General features: G+C 59.7%; 15 protein-coding genes. 2 read left to right on the top strand and 13 right to left on the bottom strand.

Going from position 1 to position 21,851, the window contains the following annotated elements:
* Window positions 1-31 precede the first annotated feature (31 nt).
* The 13 genes from GJ699_RS19355 to GJ699_RS19295 all read right to left on the bottom strand — a co-directional run bounded on the left by GJ699_RS19355 (window position 32) and on the right by GJ699_RS19295 (window position 17,854).
* Window positions 32-2,704, bottom strand: coding sequence for an SGNH/GDSL hydrolase family protein (locus GJ699_RS19355; RefSeq protein ID WP_154379281.1), 2,673 nt, complete (start codon window positions 2,702-2,704; stop codon window positions 32-34).
* A gap of 126 nt (window positions 2,705-2,830) precedes the next feature.
* Window positions 2,831-4,054 (bottom strand): bifunctional phosphopantothenoylcysteine decarboxylase/phosphopantothenate--cysteine ligase CoaBC, encoded by a 1,224-nt coding sequence (coaBC, locus tag GJ699_RS19350; protein ID WP_195763600.1) that lies wholly within the window; start codon window positions 4,052-4,054, stop codon window positions 2,831-2,833.
* A gap of 15 nt (window positions 4,055-4,069) precedes the next feature.
* A complete protein-coding gene (gene lspA / locus GJ699_RS19345) occupies window positions 4,070-4,573 on the bottom strand; it encodes a signal peptidase II (RefSeq protein ID WP_154379277.1) in 504 nt (167 codons plus the stop codon).
* A gap of 74 nt (window positions 4,574-4,647) precedes the next feature.
* Window positions 4,648-7,515 (bottom strand): isoleucine--tRNA ligase, encoded by a 2,868-nt coding sequence (gene ileS / locus GJ699_RS19340; RefSeq protein ID WP_154379275.1) that lies wholly within the window; start codon window positions 7,513-7,515, stop codon window positions 4,648-4,650.
* Between the two features lie 72 nt (window positions 7,516-7,587).
* A complete protein-coding gene (locus GJ699_RS19335; protein ID WP_154379273.1) occupies window positions 7,588-8,544 on the bottom strand; it encodes a bifunctional riboflavin kinase/FAD synthetase in 957 nt (318 codons plus the stop codon).
* Between the two features lie 118 nt (window positions 8,545-8,662).
* Window positions 8,663-9,886: a tetratricopeptide repeat protein gene (locus GJ699_RS19330; protein WP_229262183.1), complete on the bottom strand. Its 1,224-nt coding sequence runs from the start codon at window positions 9,884-9,886 to the stop codon at window positions 8,663-8,665.
* 71 nt (window positions 9,887-9,957) lie between these two features.
* Window positions 9,958-10,386 (bottom strand): ExbD/TolR family protein, encoded by a 429-nt coding sequence (locus GJ699_RS19325; RefSeq protein ID WP_175472537.1) that lies wholly within the window; start codon window positions 10,384-10,386, stop codon window positions 9,958-9,960.
* Window positions 10,387-10,446: 60 nt separating this feature from the next.
* On the bottom strand, window positions 10,447-10,875 hold the full coding sequence (locus GJ699_RS19320) for an ExbD/TolR family protein (RefSeq protein ID WP_154379269.1): 429 nt from the start codon (window positions 10,873-10,875) through the stop codon (window positions 10,447-10,449).
* A gap of 6 nt (window positions 10,876-10,881) precedes the next feature.
* On the bottom strand, window positions 10,882-11,784 hold the full coding sequence (locus GJ699_RS19315; protein WP_195763590.1) for a MotA/TolQ/ExbB proton channel family protein: 903 nt from the start codon (window positions 11,782-11,784) through the stop codon (window positions 10,882-10,884).
* An 83-nt stretch (window positions 11,785-11,867) separates the two neighbouring features.
* On the bottom strand, window positions 11,868-12,527 hold the full coding sequence (locus tag GJ699_RS19310) for an energy transducer TonB (protein WP_154379266.1): 660 nt from the start codon (window positions 12,525-12,527) through the stop codon (window positions 11,868-11,870).
* A 527-nt stretch (window positions 12,528-13,054) separates the two neighbouring features.
* Window positions 13,055-14,593: a SpoVR family protein gene (locus GJ699_RS19305; RefSeq protein ID WP_154379264.1), complete on the bottom strand. Its 1,539-nt coding sequence runs from the start codon at window positions 14,591-14,593 to the stop codon at window positions 13,055-13,057.
* A 2-nt stretch (window positions 14,594-14,595) separates the two neighbouring features.
* Window positions 14,596-15,864: a YeaH/YhbH family protein gene (locus tag GJ699_RS19300; protein ID WP_154379262.1), complete on the bottom strand. Its 1,269-nt coding sequence runs from the start codon at window positions 15,862-15,864 to the stop codon at window positions 14,596-14,598.
* Between the two features lie 67 nt (window positions 15,865-15,931).
* The gene (locus GJ699_RS19295) at window positions 15,932-17,854 is read right to left on the bottom strand and encodes a PrkA family serine protein kinase (protein ID WP_154379260.1); all 1,923 of its coding nucleotides are present in this window, start codon (window positions 17,852-17,854) and stop codon (window positions 15,932-15,934) included.
* A 451-nt stretch (window positions 17,855-18,305) separates the two neighbouring features.
* Between GJ699_RS19295 and GJ699_RS19290 the strand changes: the two genes are divergently transcribed.
* Both GJ699_RS19290 and GJ699_RS19285 read left to right on the top strand, forming a co-directional pair.
* A complete protein-coding gene (locus tag GJ699_RS19290; RefSeq protein WP_154379258.1) occupies window positions 18,306-19,313 on the top strand; it encodes an adenosine deaminase in 1,008 nt (335 codons plus the stop codon).
* Window positions 19,314-21,848 carry an ABC transporter permease gene (locus GJ699_RS19285; RefSeq protein ID WP_154379256.1) on the top strand — a complete coding sequence of 845 codons (2,535 nt, stop codon included), beginning with the start codon at window positions 19,314-19,316 and terminating at the stop codon, window positions 21,846-21,848.
* Window positions 21,849-21,851 lie beyond the last annotated feature (3 nt).

The raw sequence follows: 21,851 nt of genomic DNA, 5'->3' as shown, positions 1-21,851 counted from the left end.
GTGGGGCAGACGCGGCCGGTGGTTGTGACGCTTAGCTGATCGACTCAGGCAGCACCGTATTCAGACCGTCAGTGCAGCCGACGGCGCTTTGCCAGTCAGCCTGGCTTTTCTTCCCGTTGAAGTATGTCACCAACTGCCTATAGTTATTGGGCAACTGGGACGGCCACTGGCGATACCAACTGATATGGCTGGCGTTAAGGTGTGTTGCGGCGAAGTCGGTGACCGTGCTGACGTCCTGTATGGTGCTACCGTTGCTCATGTAGTTGCCGGCATCGAAGTGCGCCAGGCTTGGCACAAAGCGCGAGGTCGACTTGATGATGTCATAGGACATGTATTGGCCGGCCAGAGTCGGTTCGATTTGGATAATATCGACCGCGCCGATGCCGACACCGGCTTGCACCAGCATGCGGGCGACGCGCGTGTCTTTTTGGTCGGCCACATAGTTGAAGCCGATCGTGAACAAGGACTGCTTGAATGCCTTATTCATTTCCACGGCAATCCGCACCTGGCCTTCGACGTAATCAGTCAGGGTGACGCTCTTTTGGTAATCCGAGTTGTATTTCTGCAGGACTTTCGCCAGCGTGTCGCCAGCGGAGGTTTCATCTATGCGGAAACCTTCAAACACGGGATCGCTATCGAAACGCTCGGCTATTTTTTGTGCCAACAGGATCAGGCGATCCTGAATGTACGGATTGTCGTAACGTGTTTTATAACCTTGTGCGTTATTGTGTTCGTACACGCCACCGCCGTATTCAGGATCGGTGAGAATGTATGCCGGGAAGGAGTTGGCGGCAGGGGCCGTATAGCTGTCGGTCAGCAAATAGACCAGCAGGTATTTATCGACGGGCGTGCCATCCTTGTTCTTGTAGATACGCAGGGCATCCAGCCATTTCTGGATGCCTTCCAGTTGATAGTCGCCTTTGGACGGCTCCAGATCCTTCCAGTACCATGGCCGTTCGATACCGCGCCACGCCGCCGTGGTGCCTGGCGAGGTTGTGGTCTCTATCAAGCTGGTTTCAAAGCTGTCCTGGCTTGAAAAGTGGCCGTAGGCCCAATCCGCGTACACATTCAGATAATGGCCAGGGTGGAAATTGACGACGCCTTTGTCGGCACGGGTATAGGTCACGGATGGCTGCACCAAACAACTGAAGCGGCCGACCTTGACCGTGGCCGTGGTACCGGTAGCGTAGTTCACGGGATTGGCGACGTATAGCATCAGACTGGCGGAATTCATGTCCCCCACGACTGCCGGCGGCGTCTGGAACACGGCGCGGAATTGGGCGTCGGCAGGCAGCACCTCGTCATCCGTCGAAACGCCGCAGCTATGGTAGTAGCGGCCGCCGTTGGCTTTGTACATGGTGATGGACGGGCCGCACGCTGCCAGATTATCGCTGAGTGCATCGCGATGGACTTCGCAGCGGACGGAGAACACGTCTTTAGGGCCAAGGTGCTTGATGATGTCGCGATTCATCGTGTAGTTGTAGAGCAATCCCGAGTAGTTCTGGTAATTGGGGAAAGTCACCGTCAGCTTGGCCAGTTTGCCGTAGCTTGCGCCATCCGGGTGGGACACGAGTTCGGTGACATTGCCGCGGTCGATATTGGCATAGCCTGCTGGCCCCAATTTGATAGTGGCAGCGGCGCCGCTGCCACCGCCATTTGCAAAGCTCACGTCTGGAGCAGCGGTGTAATTGCCGGGATTGATGATGGTGATGCCGGTGACCACGCCGTTCGTCACCACTGCCTTGGCAATCGCGCCGCCGGTGCCGGAGCCGCCGCTGAAGATCAGGTCGAAGCCGCTATTGGAATACCCGCTGCCGCCACTTAAGGTGTCGAATGAGGACACGCCCAGCCCTTCGGTGAACAGGCTGTTGTGGACGATATTCACCGAGCGCGGGTCGCTGACGATGTCATCCTGCGGATCGACAGCCAGTTCAAAGTTGTTGCTGATGGCCGCGTTCCATTTGGTGGCAATGGCTCGGCCGATGTAGAACGCTGCGACGTTAATGGGAGTGACGTTGTCTTTACTGTACGGATAGATCCAGGATGTGAAATTGTCGGCGGCAATGCGCGCTACGGGGGTAGTAACGTCGATGGCAACCACATTCGCATATTTGGACGCCTCGCTGAGAATCCATGTGTTGAGGGCTGGGATGGCGTTGCGTATAGCTTGAGTTGCACCAGTGGCGCTCGAATTGAGTGGCGTCTGGGTCAGCCACCAAACCCTTTGTGCTCCCGCCGATGCGCGCGCGATCACGGTAGTCCAGGCAGCTTTCAGATCCTCCAGGGAGGTGCTTTGGCGCAGGTCGTTCTGGCCGCCCATCAAGACAATGTCAGTCACTTTGGCACTGATGCAGGCATCAACTTGTGCGGTGAAGTGGTCCTTGACGGTCGCCCCGGACGCCGCCTGGTTGGCGACAATGCGCAAACGTTGATATGACAATGCCAGTGCCCACGTCAGATAGCCGTTGGCCATGTACTTGAATACCGTCCCATCGGAGGACGCATAATAGAACTTGGAGGTGACCTCGTCGCCGACAATGCCCAGCGTATTGTCACTGCCCGGAATGTTGTCGGTCGTTACCGTGCCGTATCGGGTCGAGATCTGGGTGGCGTATGCCTGGGAAAAAATTGCGGTATTACCGAGCGTGGATGCGACAGAAGCGGCAGTGACCGTTTTCAGGAAACTGCGACGAGAATTGCTCATAAGGGCCCCAGGAAAGTTAAAAGGAGCTCAAATAATAGCAAAATGTCTATTGTTGGTATATTTTTATGTACTCAGTTTTACAATAATTTACTTAGTGAAACGCCACCATGATGAGGTGGCGTTTGTTTATTTTGCGAATAGTGAATGTTGCGAGATCCGTTTCGAGATCTCGGAAATCAGTTGGCGCGCCAGCGTCAGCTTGTCGGCGCGCGGCAAAATCGTGTGGCCGTTCTCGTCGAACAGGATGATGGTGTTGTCATCCTGGCCGAAGGTGTGGTGGCCGATATTCCCTACTAGCAGAGGGATACCTTTTTTCTCGCGCTTGTCGGCGCCGAACTGCACCAGGTTTTCCGATTCGGCGGCAAAGCCCACGCAGTACGGATGGCCGGCCAGGTTGGTGCGCGCCGCCACCGTCGCCAGAATGTCCGGATTCTGTTCGAACTTGAACACCGGCGCGGTGCCGTCCGGGTTTTTCTTCAGTTTCTGCTCGCTGGCGTTGGCGATGCGCCAGTCGGCCACTGCCGCCACCGCGATGAAGATGTGCTGGTGATCGACGTTGCTCATCACCGCATCGTACATCTGCTGTGCGCTCTGCACATTGATGCGTTGTACGCCGAACGGCGCCGGCAGCGCCACCGGGCCGGACACCAGCATCACTTCGGCGCCGGCTTCGCGTGCGGCGCGTGCCACCGCGTAGCCCATCTTGCCCGAGGACAGATTGGTGATGCCGCGTACCGGGTCGATTGGTTCGAAGGTCGGGCCGGCGGTAATCAGGATGCGTTTGCCCGCCAGGACTTTGGGCTGGAACGCGGCCACCACTTCTTCCAGCAGCTGTTCCGGTTCCAGCATGCGGCCCAGGCCCACTTCACCGCAGGCCTGGTCGCCGGCCGCTGGACCGAAGATGGTGATGCCGTCTTCGCGCAGCGTTTCGGCGTTGCGCTGGGTGGCCGGGTTCTGCCACATCTCCACGTTCATGGCCGGCGCGATCAGCAGCGGCACATGACGTGGCCGCGCCACGCACATGGTCGACAACAGGTCGTCGCAGGCGCCGTGCGCCAGCTTGCGCATGAAATCCGCCGAACAGGGCGCGACCACGATGGCGTCGGCGTCGCGGGTGACGTCGATGTGGGCCATGTTGTTGTTGACGCGCGGGTCCCACTGGTCGGTGTACACCGGCCGGCCGGACAGCGCCTGCATGGTGACGGCGGTGATGAAGTGGGTGGCCGCCTCGGTCATCACCACTTGCACCGTGGCGCCGGCCTTGGTGAAGGCGCGACACAGTTCCGCCGCCTTGTAGCAGGCGACGCCGCCGGACAGGCCGAGAACGATTTTCTTACCAGTCAATTCCATCATGATGCGGCTCCGTTATTTGTTCACCCGACGCAGTTCGTCCAGGATGAACAGGCCGGCGCCGATGCAAATGGCCGAATCGGCGACGTTAAAGGCCGGGAAGTGGCCCAGACCGGCCCAGTGGAAATCCAGGAAGTCGACCACGTGACCATACAGCAGGCGGTCGATGACGTTGCCCAGCGCACCGCCCAGGATCAGCGACAGCGCCCACGCGAACATGCGCTGGCTGGCGTTTTTCTTCAGCAGGTAGACGATGAAGATGGCGGCACCGAGACCGATGGCGGTGAAGAAGTAACGCTGCCAGCCGCCGCTATTGCTAAGGAAGCTGAAGGCCGCTCCCTTGTTATAGGCCAGCACCAGGTTGAAGAAGGAGGTAATGAACTTCTCTTCGCCCAGTTGGAAGGTCTTGGTGATGGTGATCTTGGTCAGCTGGTCGATCAGGATGACGAGAGCGGCAATGCCCAGCCATGGCGTCAGGCTGCCGGAGGACTTGGTCGGGAAGATTTTTTTGGTGGCCATAAAATTTCTTGTTTGTTTGTGGCGGCGTTACCGCCGCACCCCGTGGTGTCTCGCCGGGGCGCGGCGGCCATAGTTTAAGCGAACTTGCGTTTTTCGCCCGCACCAAACAGGTTGCTGTGGCAGCGGCCGCAGAGGGTAGGGTGGTCGGCGTGGGCGCCGACGTCGGCGCGGTAGTGCCAGCAACGCTCGCACTTCTCGGCCGTCGAGGCGGCAACCGCCACCGCTTCATCCGCTTCCGCCGCCACTTCGCTCACCGATGCGAGCGAGGTGATGAAGATGAACTTGAGATCATCTTCCAGGCTGGCCAGCGCCGTGAACTTGTCGCCGGCGGCCTTGATGCTCAGCTCCGCCTGCAGCGAGGAGCCGATCGCGCCCGAGGTGCGCAGATCTTCCAGCTGCTTGGTGACTTCGGTGCGCACGGTACGCAGCGTGGCGTACTTGGTCAGCAGCGCATCGGCATCGGCCAGTTCCGGCAACTGCCACCAGGTCTGGGTGAAGATGGTTTCGTCGCTGTCCTTGTAGCCTTGCTCGCCGGCGAAGACGGCCCACGCTTCTTCGGCGGTGAACGACAGCGCCGGCGCCATCAAACGCAGCAGGCTTTGGGTCAGGTGCCACAGCGCGGTCTGCGCCGAGCGGCGCGCGTGCGAGGTCACGCCGCTGGTGTACAGGCGGTCCTTCAGGATGTCCAGATAGAAGCCGCCCAGGTCTTCCGAGCAGTAGTTCTGCAGCTTGGAGGTCACCGGCTGGAATTCATACTGCAGGTAGTGCTGTTGGATTTCCTTCTGCAGCTGCGCCATGTTGGCGATGGCGTAGCGGTCGATCTCCAGCAGTTCCGCCACCGGCACCGCGTCTTTGGCTGCGTCGAAGTCGGACAGGTTAGCCAGCAGGAAGCGCAGCGTGTTGCGGATGCGGCGATACGATTCGGTCACGCGCTTCAGGATCTCGTCCGAGATCGACAGCTCGCCGGTGTAGTCGGTCGACGCCACCCACAGGCGCAGCATGTCGGCGCCCAGCTTGTTCCAGACGTCTTGCGGGGCGACGGTGTTACCGATCGACTTGGACATCTTCTTGCCTTCGCCATCGACCACGAAGCCGTGGGTCAGCAGCGCTTTGTACGGCGGCGCGCCGTTCAGCATCGAGGAGGTCAGCAGCGACGAGTGGAACCAGCCGCGGTGCTGGTCCGAGCCTTCCAGATACAGGTCGGCCGGGAACGCGGATTGCTCCTTGTGCGAGCCGCGCAGCACGGTCTGGTGGGTGGTGCCGGAGTCGAACCAGACGTCCAGCGTGTCCTTGTTCTTCTCGTATTGCGAAGCTTCGTCGCCGATCAGGTCTTTCAGTTCCAGCGACTGCCAGGCGGCGATGCCGTCTTTTTCGATCAGCTGCGCCACTTGCTCCAGCAGCTCAGGGGTGCGTGGGTGCAGCGCGCCGGTCTCCTTGTGGACCACGAAGGCCATCGGCACGCCCCATTGGCGTTGGCGCGACAGAGTCCAGTCGGGACGGTTGGCGATCATACCGTGCAGGCGGGCCTTGCCCCAGTCGGGGAAGAATTCGGTCTGGTCGATGCCTTGCAGCGCGGTCTGGCGCAGGGTCGGGCCGCCGTCTTTCGGATGCGCGTCCATGCCGGCGAACCACTGCGAGGTGGCGCGGTAGATGATCGGGGTTTTATGACGCCAGCAGTGCATGTAGCTGTGGTCGAACATCTTGACTTCAAACAGCGCGCCGGCGTCCTTCAGCGCGGCGCAGATCGGCTTGGAGGCTTCCCAGATGGTCATGCCGCCGAACAGCGGCAGCGTCGAGGCGAATTTGCCGTCGCCCATCACCGGGGTCAGGATGTTGGCGTCCTTTATGCCATGCGAACGGCAGGAGATAAAGTCGTCCAGGCCATAGGCTGGCGCCGAGTGGACGATACCGGTGCCGCTGTCGGCGGTGACATACTCCGCCAGATACATCGGCGACAGGCGGTCGTAGAACGCGTCCGACGCGTGCAGCGGGTGACGGAAGCTGATGCCGGCCAGCGCCGCGCCGTCGCAGGTGGCGAGGGTGACGCCTTCCAGCTTGTAGCGCGCCAGGCAGGATTCCACCAGGTCTTGCGCCAGGATCAGCAGCAGTGGCTGGCCATCGCGCTCGGTCTGCACCAGCGCGTATTTCAGTTCCGGATGCACGTTCAGCGCCTGGTTGGACGGGATGGTCCATGGCGTGGTGGTCCAGATCACGATGAAGCCGTTTTCGGTCGGCAGCTGCGGCAGGTCGAAGGCCTTGGCCAGCTTGTCGAATTCAGCGAATTTGAAGCCGACGTCGATGGCCGGATCGCGCTTGTCCTTGTACTCCACTTCCGCCTCGGCCAACGCCGACTGGCAGTCGAAGCACCAGTTGACCGGCTTCAGGCCGCGATACACATAGCCCTTGTCCAGCAGCTTGCCGAGGGCGCGCAGTTCGTCGGCCTCGTTGGAGTAGTTCATGGTCAGGTAAGGGTTCTGCCATTCGCCCAGCACGCCCAGGCGGATGAAGTCCTTGCGCTGGCGCTCGACCTGCTCGTGCGCGTAGGCGCGCGCCTTGGTCAGCACTTCAGCGGTCGGCAGGTTCTTACCGTATTGTTTTTCGATCTGGATCTCGATCGGCATGCCGTGGCAATCCCAGCCCGGCACGTAAGGTGCATCGTAGCCGGCCAGGGTGCGGGCCTTGACCACCATATCTTTCAGGATCTTGTTGACGGCGTGGCCGATGTGGATGTCGCCGTTGGCGTACGGCGGACCGTCGTGCAGGATGAATTTAGGACGGCCGGCGGCGGCCTTGCGCACGCGCTCGTAGATTTTCTTCTCTTGCCATTGCTGGACCCAGCCCGGCTCGCGCTTGGCCATATCGCCGCGCATCGGGAACGGGGTTTCGGTCATATTGACCGGGTATTTACTCTCAGGCTTTTTTGCGGATTTGTTATCGGACATGGTATGCGTTCAGTGTATGTATGCTGTATTCAGGAATGCTGTGTAGCCGGCGCTCGTAGCTAAATCGCGCGGTCAAATTCGATCGGTGGCGCGCTTGGCGAAGAAGGCGCGGGCGATGTCGGCGTCGCGGTGGATGGCGGCCGTCAGCGTCGGCAGGTCGACGTATTTTTCCTCGTCGCGGATTTTTTGCAGGAATTCGACGCGCACCTGTTTGCCGTAGCAATTCTGCGCGAAGTCGAACACGTGCACCTCCAGCAGCACGCGGCCGCTGTTGTCGACGGTGGGGCGCACGCCCAGGCTGGCGACGGCGGGCAGTGGCTGCTCGCTCAAGCCGTGCACCTGCACGATGAAGATGCCGGCCAGCGCCGGACGATGCGGCACCCGCAGGTTCAGGGTCGGGAAGCCCAGCGTGCGGCCCAGCTTCTGGCCGTGGACGACGTGGCCGGAAATGGCGTAAGGATGGCCCAGCAGCGCTTCGGCGTGCGGGAAGTCGCCTTCGCCGAGCGCGGCACGCACGGCGGAGGAGGAAATGCGGGTGCTGCCGTTCATCACGGTCGGCAGCGTCTCGACGTGGAAGCCGTAATGACGGCCGGCCTCCAGCAGCATCTCGACATTGCCGGCGCGCCGGGCGCCGTAGCAGAAATCGTCGCCGACCATCAGCCATTTGACGTGCAAGCCCTCGACCAGCACCTTCTCGGTGAATTGCTGCGGCGTCAGCGCCGCGAACGAGGACGAGAAGTGCTCGACAATCACGCGGTCGACGCCATTGTCGGACAGCGATTGCAGCTTGTCGCGCAGATTGGCGATGCGGGCCGGCGCCTTGGTCAGGTCGCCCGACTTCTGCGCGAAGAATTCGCGCGGATGCGGTTCGAAGGTCATCACGGCGGCTTCCAGGCCCAGACCGGTGGCGGCGGCGCGCACGCGCGCCAGCAACGCCTGATGTCCGAGATGGACACCGTCAAAATTGCCTATGGTGAGCGCGCAGGGCGCGCGTGCCGCTGCATTGGGAAGACCTCGAAATACCTTCATGGGAATCTGGGGGAAACTTGTCGCAAATAAGGGATTATACGGGCAAACCCCCAAAGCGAAAAAAAAGCGCTGTCCCGGCCGGGCCGGAACAGCGCTTCGTTCATCAACCGGGCCGATATTACATCGGGTGGTTAATGTTCAGGGTCCAGTAACGGGCCAGGTCGGCGGTGCCGTCGGTGCCTTTGACCGATTTCAGCGTGTTCAGCGCGGCGGCTTTTTTGCCGGCGATGTTTTGCGCGATGCCGTAGTGCAGCTTGACCGCTTCCGGATTCTTGGCGCTGCCCAGCTTCACAGCCTGGTCGAACAGTGCCAGACCTTTGTCGGCTTTGCCGGCCGAGACCAGGCCGTAGCCCAGGTTGGCCAGCGCGTCGGCATCCTTGGCCTTGACCGCTTCGGCTTCGGCGGCGGCGGCCTTGGCGTCGAACTCGGCCTGGGTCTTGGCGGCCAGGTCTTTCAGACGCTGGTGACGGGCGGCGTCGGAACCGGTGCCCAGGATGTTTTTCTTGTAGCCTTGATCGATGATCTTGTTGGCTTCAGCCGGGTTGCCGGCTTGCAGCGACAGCTGGGCCATTTCCATGTATTCCGATGGCTTGGTCAGCAGGCCGTTGACCAGGCGCAGGCGCAGCACGTCCAGCGACAGCGTCGACGAGAAGCCTGGCTTGCCCGATACGCGGTTCAGCAGGTCGGCCCAGTACGAGGTCTTCGGATACGAACCAGCCAGCTTTTCCAGCGTCTGCACGTAGCCGACCTTGTCGTTCTGCTTCAGCTGGATGTTGGCCAGCATGCCCAGCTGGTTTTCGCTCAGGTTTTTGCTGGCTTGCAGTTCCTTGGCGGCTTCGGCGTATTTACCCGAGGTGTAGAGGATCTGCACGATGTATTCGTGGGCCGAGGTATTGCTTGGGTTGTCCTTCAGGACGCGCTGGAACCAGGTCACAGCTTTTGGATAATCCTTGGCGCGGTAGTAAATGCCGGCCAGGGCTTCCGAGAATTTTGCGGACTCGGCAGGCGACAGCTTGCCCGAGTTGATGACCGTTTCAAAGGCTTTAGCGGCGGCGTCGTTATCGCCGGCGGCCACTGCGGCCGAAGCGCGGGTGCGCTCGATCAAATAAGTTTCATTGGCGGTTTTGCCGCCGACTGCGTCAGTTTCTTTCAGTTTGGCAAGCGCTTCTTTGTTCTTGCCGGCCGCGGCCAGTTTCTGTGCTTCTTGCAATGGTTTGCCGATTTCTGCGCGCACCGTTTCTGCTGCATAGGCGACCGACGAGAAACCTGCGATGGGGGCTGCTGCAGTAAAACCAATAGCGGCCATTACCAGGCCGAGATGAGCGAGACGAAACTTGGTCATGGGTGAGTAATCTTTCTTCAAAAAAGCAAATAGGCAGGAATGGTCCTGCCTATTATTGTACATGGGACTTATTACTGGAACTGTTCGTTACCGACCAGACCAATCTTGGTCACGCCCAGACGCTGGGCCGAAGCCATCACGCCTGCGACGACTTTGTACGAGACCAGCTTGTTCGGACGCAGATGCACTTCCGGCTGGTCCGCTTGCGCGGCGACGTCGGTCAGTTTCGCTTCCAGGGTGCCGCGGTCGGGAACGACCACGTTATCCCACAGAATCGTACCGTCGAAGTCGACGTCAATCGTGACCACCACTGGTTCCTTGGTAGGCGGCGGCGGGGTGCCGACTGGCATATTCAGGTTGACCGAGTGATTGGCTTTAGGAATCGTAATGATCATCATGATAATCAGCACCAGCATCACGTCGATGAGGGGCGTCATATTCATTTCCATCATTGGTTCCGGATCCGCGCCTGCGGATGGGGAGCCGACATTCATACTCATGATGTTTCCTTTTAAGAAGGGCAGACCTGGCGCGCCAGGCCTGCGATGCACTGTCGGGTATTAACCCTTATCAGGCGGTTCGGTGATGAAGCCGACCTTCTGAATACCAGCACGCTGGGTAGTGTAAATAACCTTGCCGATTGCTTCGTACTTGGTTTCTTGGTCACCACGTACGTGTACTTCCGGCTGAGGCAATTTCACTGCTTCCACCTTCAGATTGTCGAACAATTCGTTCGCATCGCGCATCTTCCGTTGATTCCAGTAGATGTCGCCATCTTTGCTCACGACAATGTTCACGTCTTCCGGTTTGGTCTGAATAACCTGGTTGGTTTCTTCTGGCAGCTTGATCTTGATCAGCTTCAGAACAACCGGGCTCGTAATCAGGAAGATAATCAGCAGAACCAACATGATGTCCACGAGGGGCGTCGTGTTGATTTCCGACATGACTTGATCTTCGTCTCCGCTATCGGAGCCTACGGACATGGACATGGTTAATTACCCGACTTTTTTGGAACCGGTAGCGGTCGACATGGCGCCCGAGATCAGTACCGAGTGAACGTCAGCCGAGAAGGCACGCACGTCTTCCATTGCCGACTTGTTACGACGCACCAGCCAGTTGTAACCCAGAACGGCTGGAACCGCCACGAACAGACCGAAGGCGGTCATGATCAGCGCTTCACCCACTGGACCTGCCACTTTGTCGATCGACGCGTTACCCGACATGCCGATCGCGATCAGCGCATTGTAAATACCCCAAACGGTACCGAACAGACCGATGAACGGTGCGGTCGAACCCACGGTTGCCAGGAACGACAGGCCGTCTTGCAGACGCGACTGGACTTTGTCCACAGCGCGTTGGATCGACATGGTCACCCAGGTCGACAGGTCGATTTGCTCCAGCAGGGCGCCGTCGTGGTGCGCGGTCGCTTTGGTGCCGGTTTCAGCGATGAAGCGGAATGGCGAACCGTCGGTCAGCGAAGCCGAACCAGCAGCGATCGACGAAGCTTTCCAGAACTTGGCCGAGGTTTCTTTCGACTGTTTGAAGATCTTGGTCTGGTCGATCAGTTTGGTGATGATGATGTACCACGAACCCATCGACATCAGCGACAGGATGATCAGGGTGCCGCGCGACACGAAGCCGGCTTCCCACACAGCGGCGAAGCCGTATGGATTTTCCACTTCTTCTTTACCGTGAGCTGCTGGAGCTGCAGCGTCGGCTGCAGGTGCTGCTGCCGCATCTGCTGCTGGTGCTGGCGCCGAGGCTTCAGCTGCTGGGGCCGAAGCTGCGGCCGAGGCTTGCTCCTGCGCGAACGCTGGGGCGCTTACCAGGGCGGTTGCTGCGGTCACCGAGAACAGCACAGCGGCCAGTACAGCGGACAAACGGGTATTCTTAAACATGCTTCCTCCAAATTGATAAAATAATCAGATCGCTGGCGTAATGACAACGAAATTACTAAGTGAGACGGTGTTCTGCCTCGGTTTTACTCCAGCGTCCAGACGTATTGCATCTGCTGCCAGCCTTCTTGTGGTACGCCGTCGACGGTAGCCGGTTTGAAGCGGCATTTGCCGATACCAGCGACCGCAGCTTTGTCCAGATCCCTAAAGCCGCTCGATTTCACAACTTTCGAGTCTGCCACGTGACCGTCGGCTGCAATCAGGAACGACAGCTGAACGGTACCGGTTTCCTCGTTACGCAGCGACGACTTTGGCCATTCCGGTTTGGCGCAAGTGCCGAAGTCAACCACTGCCGCAGTACGGACACCGGTTTTGGCCGGGCCAGGTGGCGCCGGCGGTGCCGGTGGTGCTTTCTGGATTTCCGTCGTGGCCGGTTTCACGTTGGTCGCGTTAGCGATCGTGTTTTGCGGTGGTGGCGGCTGCTGCACGTTCACCTCAACTGGCGGGATGAATGGCGGTGGTGGCGCCTTCATCTCTGGCGGAGGTGGCGGTGGTGGGAGCTCTTTCGGTGGAGGAGGTTTCACCTCCTCAATGATCTTGGTCTCCACTGGTGCGACCATTTTGGCCACCAGACGTTTTCCCAAGCCCGTCACGATCCCATAAGCGACCAGGATGTGCAACAAAACGACAATTGTGATGCCTGTAAAGTTCTTCCCGGTGCTTTTCTCGTTGTGCGTGAAATTCATGCCTGCTTTCTCCAATACCAACTCTCTTTGGTGCTACTTAAACCCCAAAATGGCGACACAAAACAACAGCCGCATCCGGGACGTCGGCGAATTATACATACGAATTCTTGATTTTACATAGAATTTTCATCCCTAAAACCGGTTAAATTTCATAGGGTTTTCCTATGTGATAGCGCTCACTTTGCACCGTTCTGGCTCATCGAGCAAGACTCCCAGGCGCATTTTTGGGCACCCCCGCACCACGACGTTACTTAGTTTTCCCTTAAGGCCAAAAACCGAAGTTTATGCGCGTAACTTTACTACGTAACGTTGATAATTTGGCCGTAAAAGTTTCTTTTATGGAATTATGACTAGCACCGCTATACAAGTAACGATAGAAAAATATTGACTTATGGCGCGCGTCATGCATTCGGCAAAAAAAACCGGGGTCGGCGCACCGCCGCCGACCCCGGTTTTGACTCTTGCAAGAGCCGTGCCTGACTATGCAGGCGCTAGGGCGTCGAAATCAGCCCTATATATATGTTGGGTCAAAAGCCGCGGCCGCGTTTCTCCCGCTTTACTTCCAGCGTGCTGGTGACTTCGCCGTTCGGCCCCACTGTTTCCAGATGGACGTCGAAGCCCCATAAGCGTGCAACATGCTTCAAGACTTCGCCGGCCTGCTGGTTCAGCGGGCGGCGCTGGAATTGGGTATGGCGCAAGGTCAGCGCGCGGTCGTCCTGGGTATTGACCGCCCATACCTGGATGTTGGGCTCACGGTTGCCCAGATTATATTGTTCCGCCAGTTGCTGGCGCACATATCGGTAGCCGAGGTTGTCATGGATGGCCGAGACGCTGAGCTTTTCATTGTGGTCGTCGTCCAGCACCGCGAAGAAGTGGAACTCGCGGATCAGCTTGGGCGACAAATACTGGGCGATGAAACTCTCGTCCTTGAAATTGCGCATCGCGAAGTCCAGCGTCTTGCGCCAGTCGCTGCCGGCGATGTCGGGGAACCATTCGCGGTCTTCGTCGGTCGGGTTCTCGCAAATGCGGCGGATGTCGGTCATCATCGCAAAGCCCAGCGCGTACGGATTGATGCCGCTGTAGTAAGGGCTGTTGACCGGCGGCTGGTAGACCACGTTGGTATGGCTCTTCAAAAACTCCATCATGAAGCCGTCGCCGATCACGCCCTCGTCGTACAACTGGTTGAGGATGGTGTAATGCCAGAACGTGGCCCAGCCCTCGTTCATCACCTGGGTCTGGCGCTGCGGGTAGAAATACTGCGAAATCTTGCGCACGATGCGCACCATCTCGCGCTGCCACGGTTCCAGCAGCGGCGCGTACTTCTCGATGAAGTACAGCAGATTCTCTTCCGGCTCGGGCGGGAAGCGCGGCGCCGCCTTGGTGGCTTCCTCGGCCTCGCGCTTGGGCAGGGTGCGCCACAGCTCGTTGATCTGCGACTGCACATAGGCTTCGCGCTCCTTCTGGCGCGCGCGCTCCTGCGCCAGCGACAGCTTGGCCGGCCGCTTGTAGCGGTCGACGCCGTAGTTCTGGATCGCGTGGCAAGAGTCCAGCAGCAGTTCGACCGCGTCGATGCCGTGGCGCTGCTCGCACTCGGCAATGTAATTCTTGGCGAACACCATGTAATCGACGATGGCGTCGGCGTCGGTCCAGGTGCGGAACAGGTAATTGCCCTTGAAGAAGGAGTTGTGGCCGTAGGCCGCGTGCGCGATCACCAGCGCCTGCATGGTCAGGCTGTTCTCCTCCATCAGATAGGCGATGCAGGGATTGGAGTTGATGACGATCTCGTACGCCAGCCCCATCTGGCCGCGCTTGTAGCTCTTCTCGGTGCTGAGGAAGTGCTTGCCGAACGACCAGTGGTTGTACGACACCGGCATGCCGACCGAGGTGTAGGCATCCATCATCTGCTCGGCGGTGATGATTTCCAGCTGGTTGGGATAAGTATCCAGCCCGAAGCCCTCGGCCACGCGGCGGATTTCTTGGTGTATCTGCTCGATCAGCTCGAAGGTCCACTCGGATTGCTCCGGCAGCGCGTTCGGGTGCTTGGGCTTGGGCGTCATATCGTTCATGATTATTTCGGCTGCTTCTTGAACAGTTCACGGAATACCGGATAGATGTCGGCCGGCGTGACGATTTTCTGCATGGCGAAATGCGGATGATGGTCCGGCACCTGCGAATACTGTTCCCACAGATTCTGCGGCGGACCGTCGGTGATCTCGACATAGGTGTAGTACTGCACCTTGGGCATGATGGTGTTGACCAGCAGTTGGCGGCACAGCACCGAGTCGTTGTCCCAGTTGTCGCCGTCGGAGGCTTGCGCGACGTAGGCATTCCAGGCGCCGGCGCCGTAGCGCTCGTCGATGATCTTGTCCAGCAGGTGCAGCGCCGACGACACCACCGTGCCGCCCGATTCGCGCGAGTGGAAAAATTCTTCCTCGTCGACCTCGGCCGCAGCGGTGTGATGGCGGATGAACACCACCTCGATCTTGTCGTAGACCCGCTTCAGGAACAGATACAGCAGGATGAAGAAGCGCTTGGCGGTATCCTTGCGGGTTTCGTCCATCGAGCCGGAAACGTCCATGATGCAGAACATCACCGCCTGCGTCATCGGCTTGGGCACCTTGATGCGGTTGGTGTAGCGCAGGTCGAACGGATCGATGAAGGGGATCGCCAGCAGCCGCGTGTGCAGGTGATGGATCAGCTTTTTCAGCTCGATCACGCGGTGATCCTGCAGCGGCACGCCTTCGGCCAGCAAGGCCTCCAGCTCGTGCTCGGCCTCGATGACGCGCTTGCGCGAACTGCCGCCAACCGCGATGCGCCGCCCCAGCGCGCCGCGCAGCGAGCGCAGCACGTGGATATTGGACGGCGTGCCCGACATATTGTAGCCGGCGCGCTGGTTCTTGAAGTCGGTGCTGGCGGTCAGCTGGGTCTTGACCATGTGCGGCAGTTCCAGATCCTCGAAGAAGTAATTCATGAATTCTTCGCGCGACAGCTCGAAGATGAAGTCATCCTCGCTGGTCTGGTCGCTATTGCCGGCCTTGCCGCGACCGGCACCGCCGCCGCCCTTGGGCCGGTTGATCTGGTCGCCTTTCTGGTATTCCTGGTTGCCGGGGTTGACCACTTCCCAGATGCCGCCATGGGCGTGGCCAAACGAGGGCTCGCTCACATCCTTGACCGGGATGGAGACTTTTTCGCCGTTCTCAACGTCGGTGATGGAGCGGCCCTTGATGGCCCGTCCCACCGCGTCCTTGATCTGCGATTTATAGCGCCGCAAGAATCGCTCGCGGTTGACGGCGGACTTGTTCTTGCCCTGCAAACGTCGGTCGATGAGGTAAGTCAAAAGATGCCTCCTGCTGCTATTGGTCGGCGCCGCGCCGCCCTGTGCACGGGGCGGCGCGGATGATTGCTTAGGACGACTTCCTCACCCGCAGATACCATTCGCACAGCAAGCGTACCTGCTTGGCCGTATAGCCTTTCTCCACCATGCGCGCGACGAAGTCGGCGTGCTTGTTGGCATCCTCCGCGCTGGCCTTGGCGTTGAACGAAATCACCGGCAACAGTTCCTCCGTATTCGAGAACATTTTCTTCTCGATCACGGTGCGGAATTTCTCGTAGCTGGTCCAGGCTGGATTCTTGCCGCCATTATTAGCGCGCGCCCGCAGCCCGAAGTTGACGATCTCGTTGCGGAAATCCTTGGGATTCGAAATCCCGGCCGGCTTCTCGATTTTTTCCAGCTCGTTGTTCAGCGACTCGCGGTCGAAACTTTCGCCGGTGTCCGGATCGCGGTATTCCTGATCCTGGATCCAGAAGTCGGCAAAGGTCACATAGCGGTCGAAGATATTCTGGCCATACTCGGAATACGATTCCAGATAAGCGGTCTGGATTTCCTTGCCGATAAACTCGACATAGCGCTGCGCCAGATGCTCTTTAATATAAGAGAAGTATTTCTGTTCCAGCTCGGGCGGGAATTGCTCGCGCTCGACCTGCTGCTCCAGCACGTACAGCAGGTGCACCGGATTGGCCGCCACCTCGCTGTTGTCGAAGTTGAAGACCTTGGACAGAATCTTGAACGCAAACCGCGTCGACAGCCCGTTCATGCCTTCGTCAACGCCGGCATAGTCGACATACTCGTGGAGCGACTTGGCTTTCGGATCGGTGTCCTTGAGGTTTTCACCATCGTAGACCAGCATCTTGCTGAACACGCTGGAGTTCTCCGGATCTTTCAGCCGCGACAGGATGGCGAACTGCGCCATCATGCGCAAAGTGCCCGGCGCGCAAGGCGCACTCGACAGTGAAGAGTTGAACAGCAGCTTGTCGTAAATCTTGATCTCGTCGGTAACGCGCAGGCAGTACGGCACTTTGACGATGTAGATCCGGTCCAGGAACGCCTCGTTGTTGCGGTTGTTCTTGAAGGTTTTCCACTCCGACTCATTCGAGTGCGCCAGCACCACGCCGTCAAACGGAATCGCGCCAAAGCCCTCGGTGCCCTTGTAGTTGCCTTCCTGGGTGGCGGTCAGCAGTGGATGCAGCACCTTGATCGGCGCCTTGAACATCTCGACGAATTCCATCAAGCCCTGGTTGGCCAGGCACAGCCCGCCGGAGTAGCTGTAGGCGTCTGGATCGTCCTGCGAATAATCTTCCAGCTTGCGGATATCGACCTTGCCGACCAGCGAGGAAATATCCTGATTGTTTTCATCGCCAGGCTCGGTCTTGGAAATGCCGATCTGTTTCAGCACCGACGGATAGCGCTTGACCACGCGGAACTGGTTGATGTCGCCATTGAATTCGTGCAGCCGCTTGACCGCCCACGGCGACGGTATATTGCGCAGGTAGCGGCGCGGGATGCCGTAGTCTTCTTCAAGGATGGTGCCATCCTCTTCCTCGTTGAACAGGCCGAGCGGCGACTCGTTGACCGGCGAGCCCTTCAGGCAATAGAAGGGCACATGTTCCATCAGCGATTTCAGCTTTTCCGCGATCGACGATTTACCGCCGCCCACCGGGCCCAGCAAATAAAGAATTTGCTTGCGCTCTTCCAGACCCTGGGCCGCGTGACGGAAGTAAGAGACCACTTGCTCGATCACTTCCTCGGTGCCGTAAAATTCGCGGAATGCCGGATAAATCTTGATGACCTTGTTCGCAAAGATACGCGACAACCGGGTGTCATTGCGCGTATCGACCAGGGTCGGTTCGCCAATGGCGGCCAGCATGCGCTCGGCGGCGCTGGCGTAGGTCAGCCGGTCTTTCTTGCAAAGTTCGAGATACTCCTTCATGGACATCTCTTCTTCTTTGGTTCGTTCGTATCGTGCGGCGTAGTTGTCAAAAATGGTCATGAGAATGTCCTTTGATGATGAAAACCTGCTTGTCACGAGTCACCGGCAGTTCGCCTGCCCTGGCTCTGGTTCGTATAATCCTTTCAGTCTTATTCTTTTTGTGCTCAGCTTCTTTGGGTGGCACGGATTGCCCGTGCCGATGAGCTGGCTTTATGGCCGGATGGCGGCTTTTATGTGTTGGTCGTAACGCTTCTTACGTCTATGAAATTGATTATTGCGCTATTGGTGCAGGAAGTCAAAAGGTATGTCGTAATATCGTTAATAGTCTTTTGTAACAGCCTGATTTAAAACAGAAATATCGAATTAGTCACGTAAATTTCATCGCCTTTTCAGGCGCTTTGACACCACAGTATCACGCCTTTGCGAGATGTGCTGACACGCTACCCGCCGCATGCGATAAGATGATCCGATTTAGTAACCGTTTTTAAGTAACACGATAGGAATAAATAAAATGTTGAACGAACAATTGCGCCGCGTTTTGCAGCAGATGCCGAAAGCCGAGCTGCACATCCACATCGAAGGCTCGCTGGAGCCGGAGCTGATCTTCGCGCTGGCCGAGCGGAATGGCGTCAAGCTGAATTACGCGTCGGTGGAAGCACTGCGCGCGGCGTATGCCTTCACCGATCTGCAATCCTTCCTCGACATTTACTACGCCGGCGCCAGCGTGTTGCTGAAGGAGCAGGATTTCTACGACATGACCGCCGCCTACCTCAAGCGCGCCGAGGCCGACAATGTGCGCCACACCGAAATCTTCTTCGATCCGCAAACGCACACCCACCGCGGCGTGCCGATGGACGTGATCATCAACGGCATCTACCGCGCCTGCCAGGACAGCCCGGTCAGCGCCACGCTGATCCTGTGCTTCCTGCGCCACCTATCGGAAGAAGATGCGATCGCCACCTTGGAAGCGGCGCTGCCGTATCGCGACAAGTTCATCGGCGTGGGCCTGGATTCGTCGGAGGTCGGCAACCCGCCGGAGAAGTTCACCCGCGTGTTCGCGCGCAGCCGCGAGCTGGGCCTGCATCTGGTGGCCCACGCCGGCGAGGAAGGCCCGCCGGCCTACATCTACACCGCGCTGGACACGCTGAAAGTCGAGCGCATCGACCACGGCGTGCGCTGCCTGGAAGATCCGGCGCTGACCGAACGCCTGGCGCGCGAGCAGATGGCGTTGACGGTCTGCCCGCTGTCCAACATCAAGCTGTGCGTGTTCGACCAGATGGAGCAGCACAACCTGCTGCAACTGCTGGATGCCGGCATCGTCGCCACCGTCAACTCGGACGACCCGGCCTATTTCGGCGGCTACATGAACGATAATTTCATCGCCACCTTCGAGGCATTGCCACTGGGCCTGTCGCACGCGCAGCGCCTGGCGCGCAACGGCTTCGCGGCTGCCTTCCTGCCGGCCGCGCAGAAGCAGCAATTCCTGGATGAAGTGGACGCCTTCTTCGCGAAAATCTAAATGTTCGGACTCGCCCTCAACATGACCGCGCGCGACTGGCGCGCCGGTCAACTGCGCTTTCTGCTGATCGCGCTGACGGTGGCGGTGGCGGCCTTGTCCGCCACCGGCTTCTTCATCGATCGCCTGCGCAGCGGGCTGGATCGCGATGCGCACCAACTGCTGGGCGCCGACGTGGTCATCAGCGCCGACCTGCCGGTGCGGGACGCGTGGCGCGCGCAGGCGCTGCAGCGCGGGCTGGTGGTGACCGACAACATCACTTTCCCCAGCATGGCGCAGGCGGGCGAGGGCGAGCAATCCAGTTCGGTGCTGGCCGCCTTGAAGGCGGTCGGTCCCGGCTATCCGCTGCGTGGCAAGGTCAAGATCACCAATGACGTGGCGCAGGCCGAGCAAAGCGTGGGCACGCCGGCCACGCTGGTGCCGGCGGCCGGCACGGTGTGGGTGGAACCCGGCCTGCTGGGCAGCCTGAATACCAAGGTGGGCCAGCAGATCAAGCTGGGCGACAAAAGCTTCACCATCACCCAACTGATCGCTTCGGAGCCGGATCGCGGCGCCAACTTCCTGGCCTTCGCGCCACGCGTGATGTTTGCGCTGAGCGATCTCGATGCGACCAACCTGATCCAGCCCGGTTCGCGCGTCAACTACCGCTTGCTGGTGGGCGCGCCATCCGCGTTGAAGAACGGCGCGGCGGTGGCCAAGGCGTATGAGGAATGGCTGAAGGCACAAATTAAAGAGCAGAACATCAAGGGCGTGCGGGTGGAATCGCTGGACGGCCGCCCGGAAATGCAAACCACGCTGGAACGCGCCGACCGCTTCCTGTCGCTGGTCGGCCTGCTGTCGGCCATGTTGGCGGCGGTGGCGGTGGCGATGGCGGCGCGCCGCTTCATGCAGCGCCATCTGGACGCCTGCGCCATGCTGCGCTGCCTGGGGCTGACGCAGAACCAGGTGACGGTCATGTACTTGATCGAATTCCTGCTGGTGGGCGTGATCGGCAGCGCGCTGGGTGTGGCACTCGGCTTCGGCGCCCACTACGTGCTGCTGGAGGTGCTGGGCTCGCTGGTGTCCAGCGAGCTGCCTGCACCGACCATTTTCCCGGCGCTGCAAGGCATGGCGATCGGCATTCTGCTGCTGGCGGCGTTTGCGATGCCGCCCATCCTCCAGCTGCGCAAAGTGCCGCACAACCGCGTGATTCGTCGCGAGTCGGAGCCGCCAAAGGTTACCGCGCTGGCCACCTACGGCTTCGGCATGGCCGGCTTTGTGGCACTGCTGTTGTGGCAGGCCGGCGATGTGACCATGGCGCTGTACACCGCGCTCGGTTTCTTCGGCGCGTTTGCCGTGTTCGGGCTGGTGGGCTGGTTGGGATTGCGTTCTTTGCGTTCGTTGCGCGGCCTTATCGATCATCAGAGCTGGCGCTTCGCCATCACCTCGCTGCAACGCCGTCCTGGCGCTACCATTGTGCAGGTGGTGTCGCTGGCGCTGGGCATGATGGCGCTGCTGGTGCTGACCGTGGTGCGCGGCGACCTGATGACGGCCTGGCGCAACGCCACGCCGCCGGATGCGCCCAACCGTTTCATCATCAATATTCAGCCGGAGCAAGGCGCGGATATCGCTCAGCGCCTGAAGGCGGCTGGCGTGAATTACGCGCCGCAGTATCCGATGATACGCGGCCGCCTGACCGCGGTGAACGGCCAGCCGGTCACCGCCGAAACCTATACCGATGAACGCGCGCGCGGCCTGGCCGACCGTGAGTTCAACTTGTCCAGCATGGCGCAGATGCAGGCCGAGAACAAGATCGTTGAAGGCAAATGGTTCGAGGACAAGCCTGGCCAGCCGGAAGTGTCGGTGGAGCAGGGCATTGCCAAGACGCTGCGCTGGAAGCTGGGCGACAAGCTGCGCTTCGATATCGCCGGCACGCCGGTGGATGTCAGCATCACCAGCATTCGCAAGCTGGATTGGGGTTCGATGCGGGTCAACTTCTTCGCCATCATCAACCCGGCGGCGATGACGGATATCTCGCAAAGCTGGATCACCGCCTTCCATCTGCCGCAGGGCCAGGGCGCGCTGATGAACGCCCTGACGCGCGATTATCCGAATCTGACCATCGTCGACGTTGGCGGCATTCTGCGTCAGGTGCAGGCGGTGCTGGATCAGGTGATTACGGCGGTGGAGTTCCTGTTCATCTTCACGCTGGCCTCGGGCGTGCTGGTTCTGTACGCGGCGCTGATGGGGTCGCAGGACGAGCGCACCCGCGAGGCCGGCCTGCTGCGCGCGCTGGGCGCCACCCGCAAGCAGCTGTCGCAGGCGCAGCTGATCGAGTTCACGCTGGTGGGCGCGTTGTCCGGCGTGCTGGCGGCCAGCGGCGCGGCCGCCATGGGCTGGGCGCTGGCCACTTACCAGTTCAAGTTTGCCTGGGAATTCAGTCCGGTGGTGTGGCTGGTCGGGCTGCTGGCCGGCGCGCTGTGCGCCATCGGCGGTGGCTGGCTGGGACTGCGCAACGTGCTGCGCCAGCCGCCGCTGCAAACCCTGCGCGAAGCCTGAAGG

It is taken from the genome of Duganella guangzhouensis (genome assembly GCF_009674535.1).
Lineage (GTDB): Bacteria > Pseudomonadota > Gammaproteobacteria > Burkholderiales > Burkholderiaceae_D > Rugamonas > Rugamonas guangzhouensis.
The sequence above is the reverse complement of the archived record's forward strand: the minus strand, read 5'-3'. Positions and strand labels throughout refer to the sequence as shown.

Bases quoted from the DNA above. Each gene is read 5' to 3' on its own strand.
- GJ699_RS19355 (WP_154379281.1), bottom strand. From the start codon at position 2,704: ATGAGCAATTCTCGTCGCAGTTTCCTGAAAACGGTCACTGCCGCTTCT.
- coaBC (WP_195763600.1), bottom strand. From the start codon at position 4,054: ATGGAATTGACTGGTAAGAAAATCGTTCTCGGCCTGTCCGGCGGCGTC.
- lspA (WP_154379277.1), bottom strand. From the start codon at position 4,573: ATGGCCACCAAAAAAATCTTCCCGACCAAGTCCTCCGGCAGCCTGACG.
- ileS (WP_154379275.1), bottom strand. From the start codon at position 7,515: ATGTCCGATAACAAATCCGCAAAAAAGCCTGAGAGTAAATACCCGGTC.
- GJ699_RS19335 (WP_154379273.1), bottom strand. From the start codon at position 8,544: ATGAAGGTATTTCGAGGTCTTCCCAATGCAGCGGCACGCGCGCCCTGC.
- GJ699_RS19330 (WP_229262183.1), bottom strand. From the start codon at position 9,886: ATGACCAAGTTTCGTCTCGCTCATCTCGGCCTGGTAATGGCCGCTATT.
- GJ699_RS19325 (WP_175472537.1), bottom strand. From the start codon at position 10,386: ATGAGTATGAATGTCGGCTCCCCATCCGCAGGCGCGGATCCGGAACCA.
- GJ699_RS19320 (WP_154379269.1), bottom strand. From the start codon at position 10,875: ATGTCCATGTCCGTAGGCTCCGATAGCGGAGACGAAGATCAAGTCATG.
- GJ699_RS19315 (WP_195763590.1), bottom strand. From the start codon at position 11,784: ATGTTTAAGAATACCCGTTTGTCCGCTGTACTGGCCGCTGTGCTGTTC.
- GJ699_RS19310 (WP_154379266.1), bottom strand. From the start codon at position 12,527: ATGAATTTCACGCACAACGAGAAAAGCACCGGGAAGAACTTTACAGGC.
- GJ699_RS19305 (WP_154379264.1), bottom strand. From the start codon at position 14,593: ATGAACGATATGACGCCCAAGCCCAAGCACCCGAACGCGCTGCCGGAG.
- GJ699_RS19295 (WP_154379260.1), bottom strand. From the start codon at position 17,854: ATGACCATTTTTGACAACTACGCCGCACGATACGAACGAACCAAAGAA.
- GJ699_RS19290 (WP_154379258.1), top strand. From the start codon at position 18,306: ATGTTGAACGAACAATTGCGCCGCGTTTTGCAGCAGATGCCGAAAGCC.
- GJ699_RS19285 (WP_154379256.1), top strand. From the start codon at position 19,314: ATGTTCGGACTCGCCCTCAACATGACCGCGCGCGACTGGCGCGCCGGT.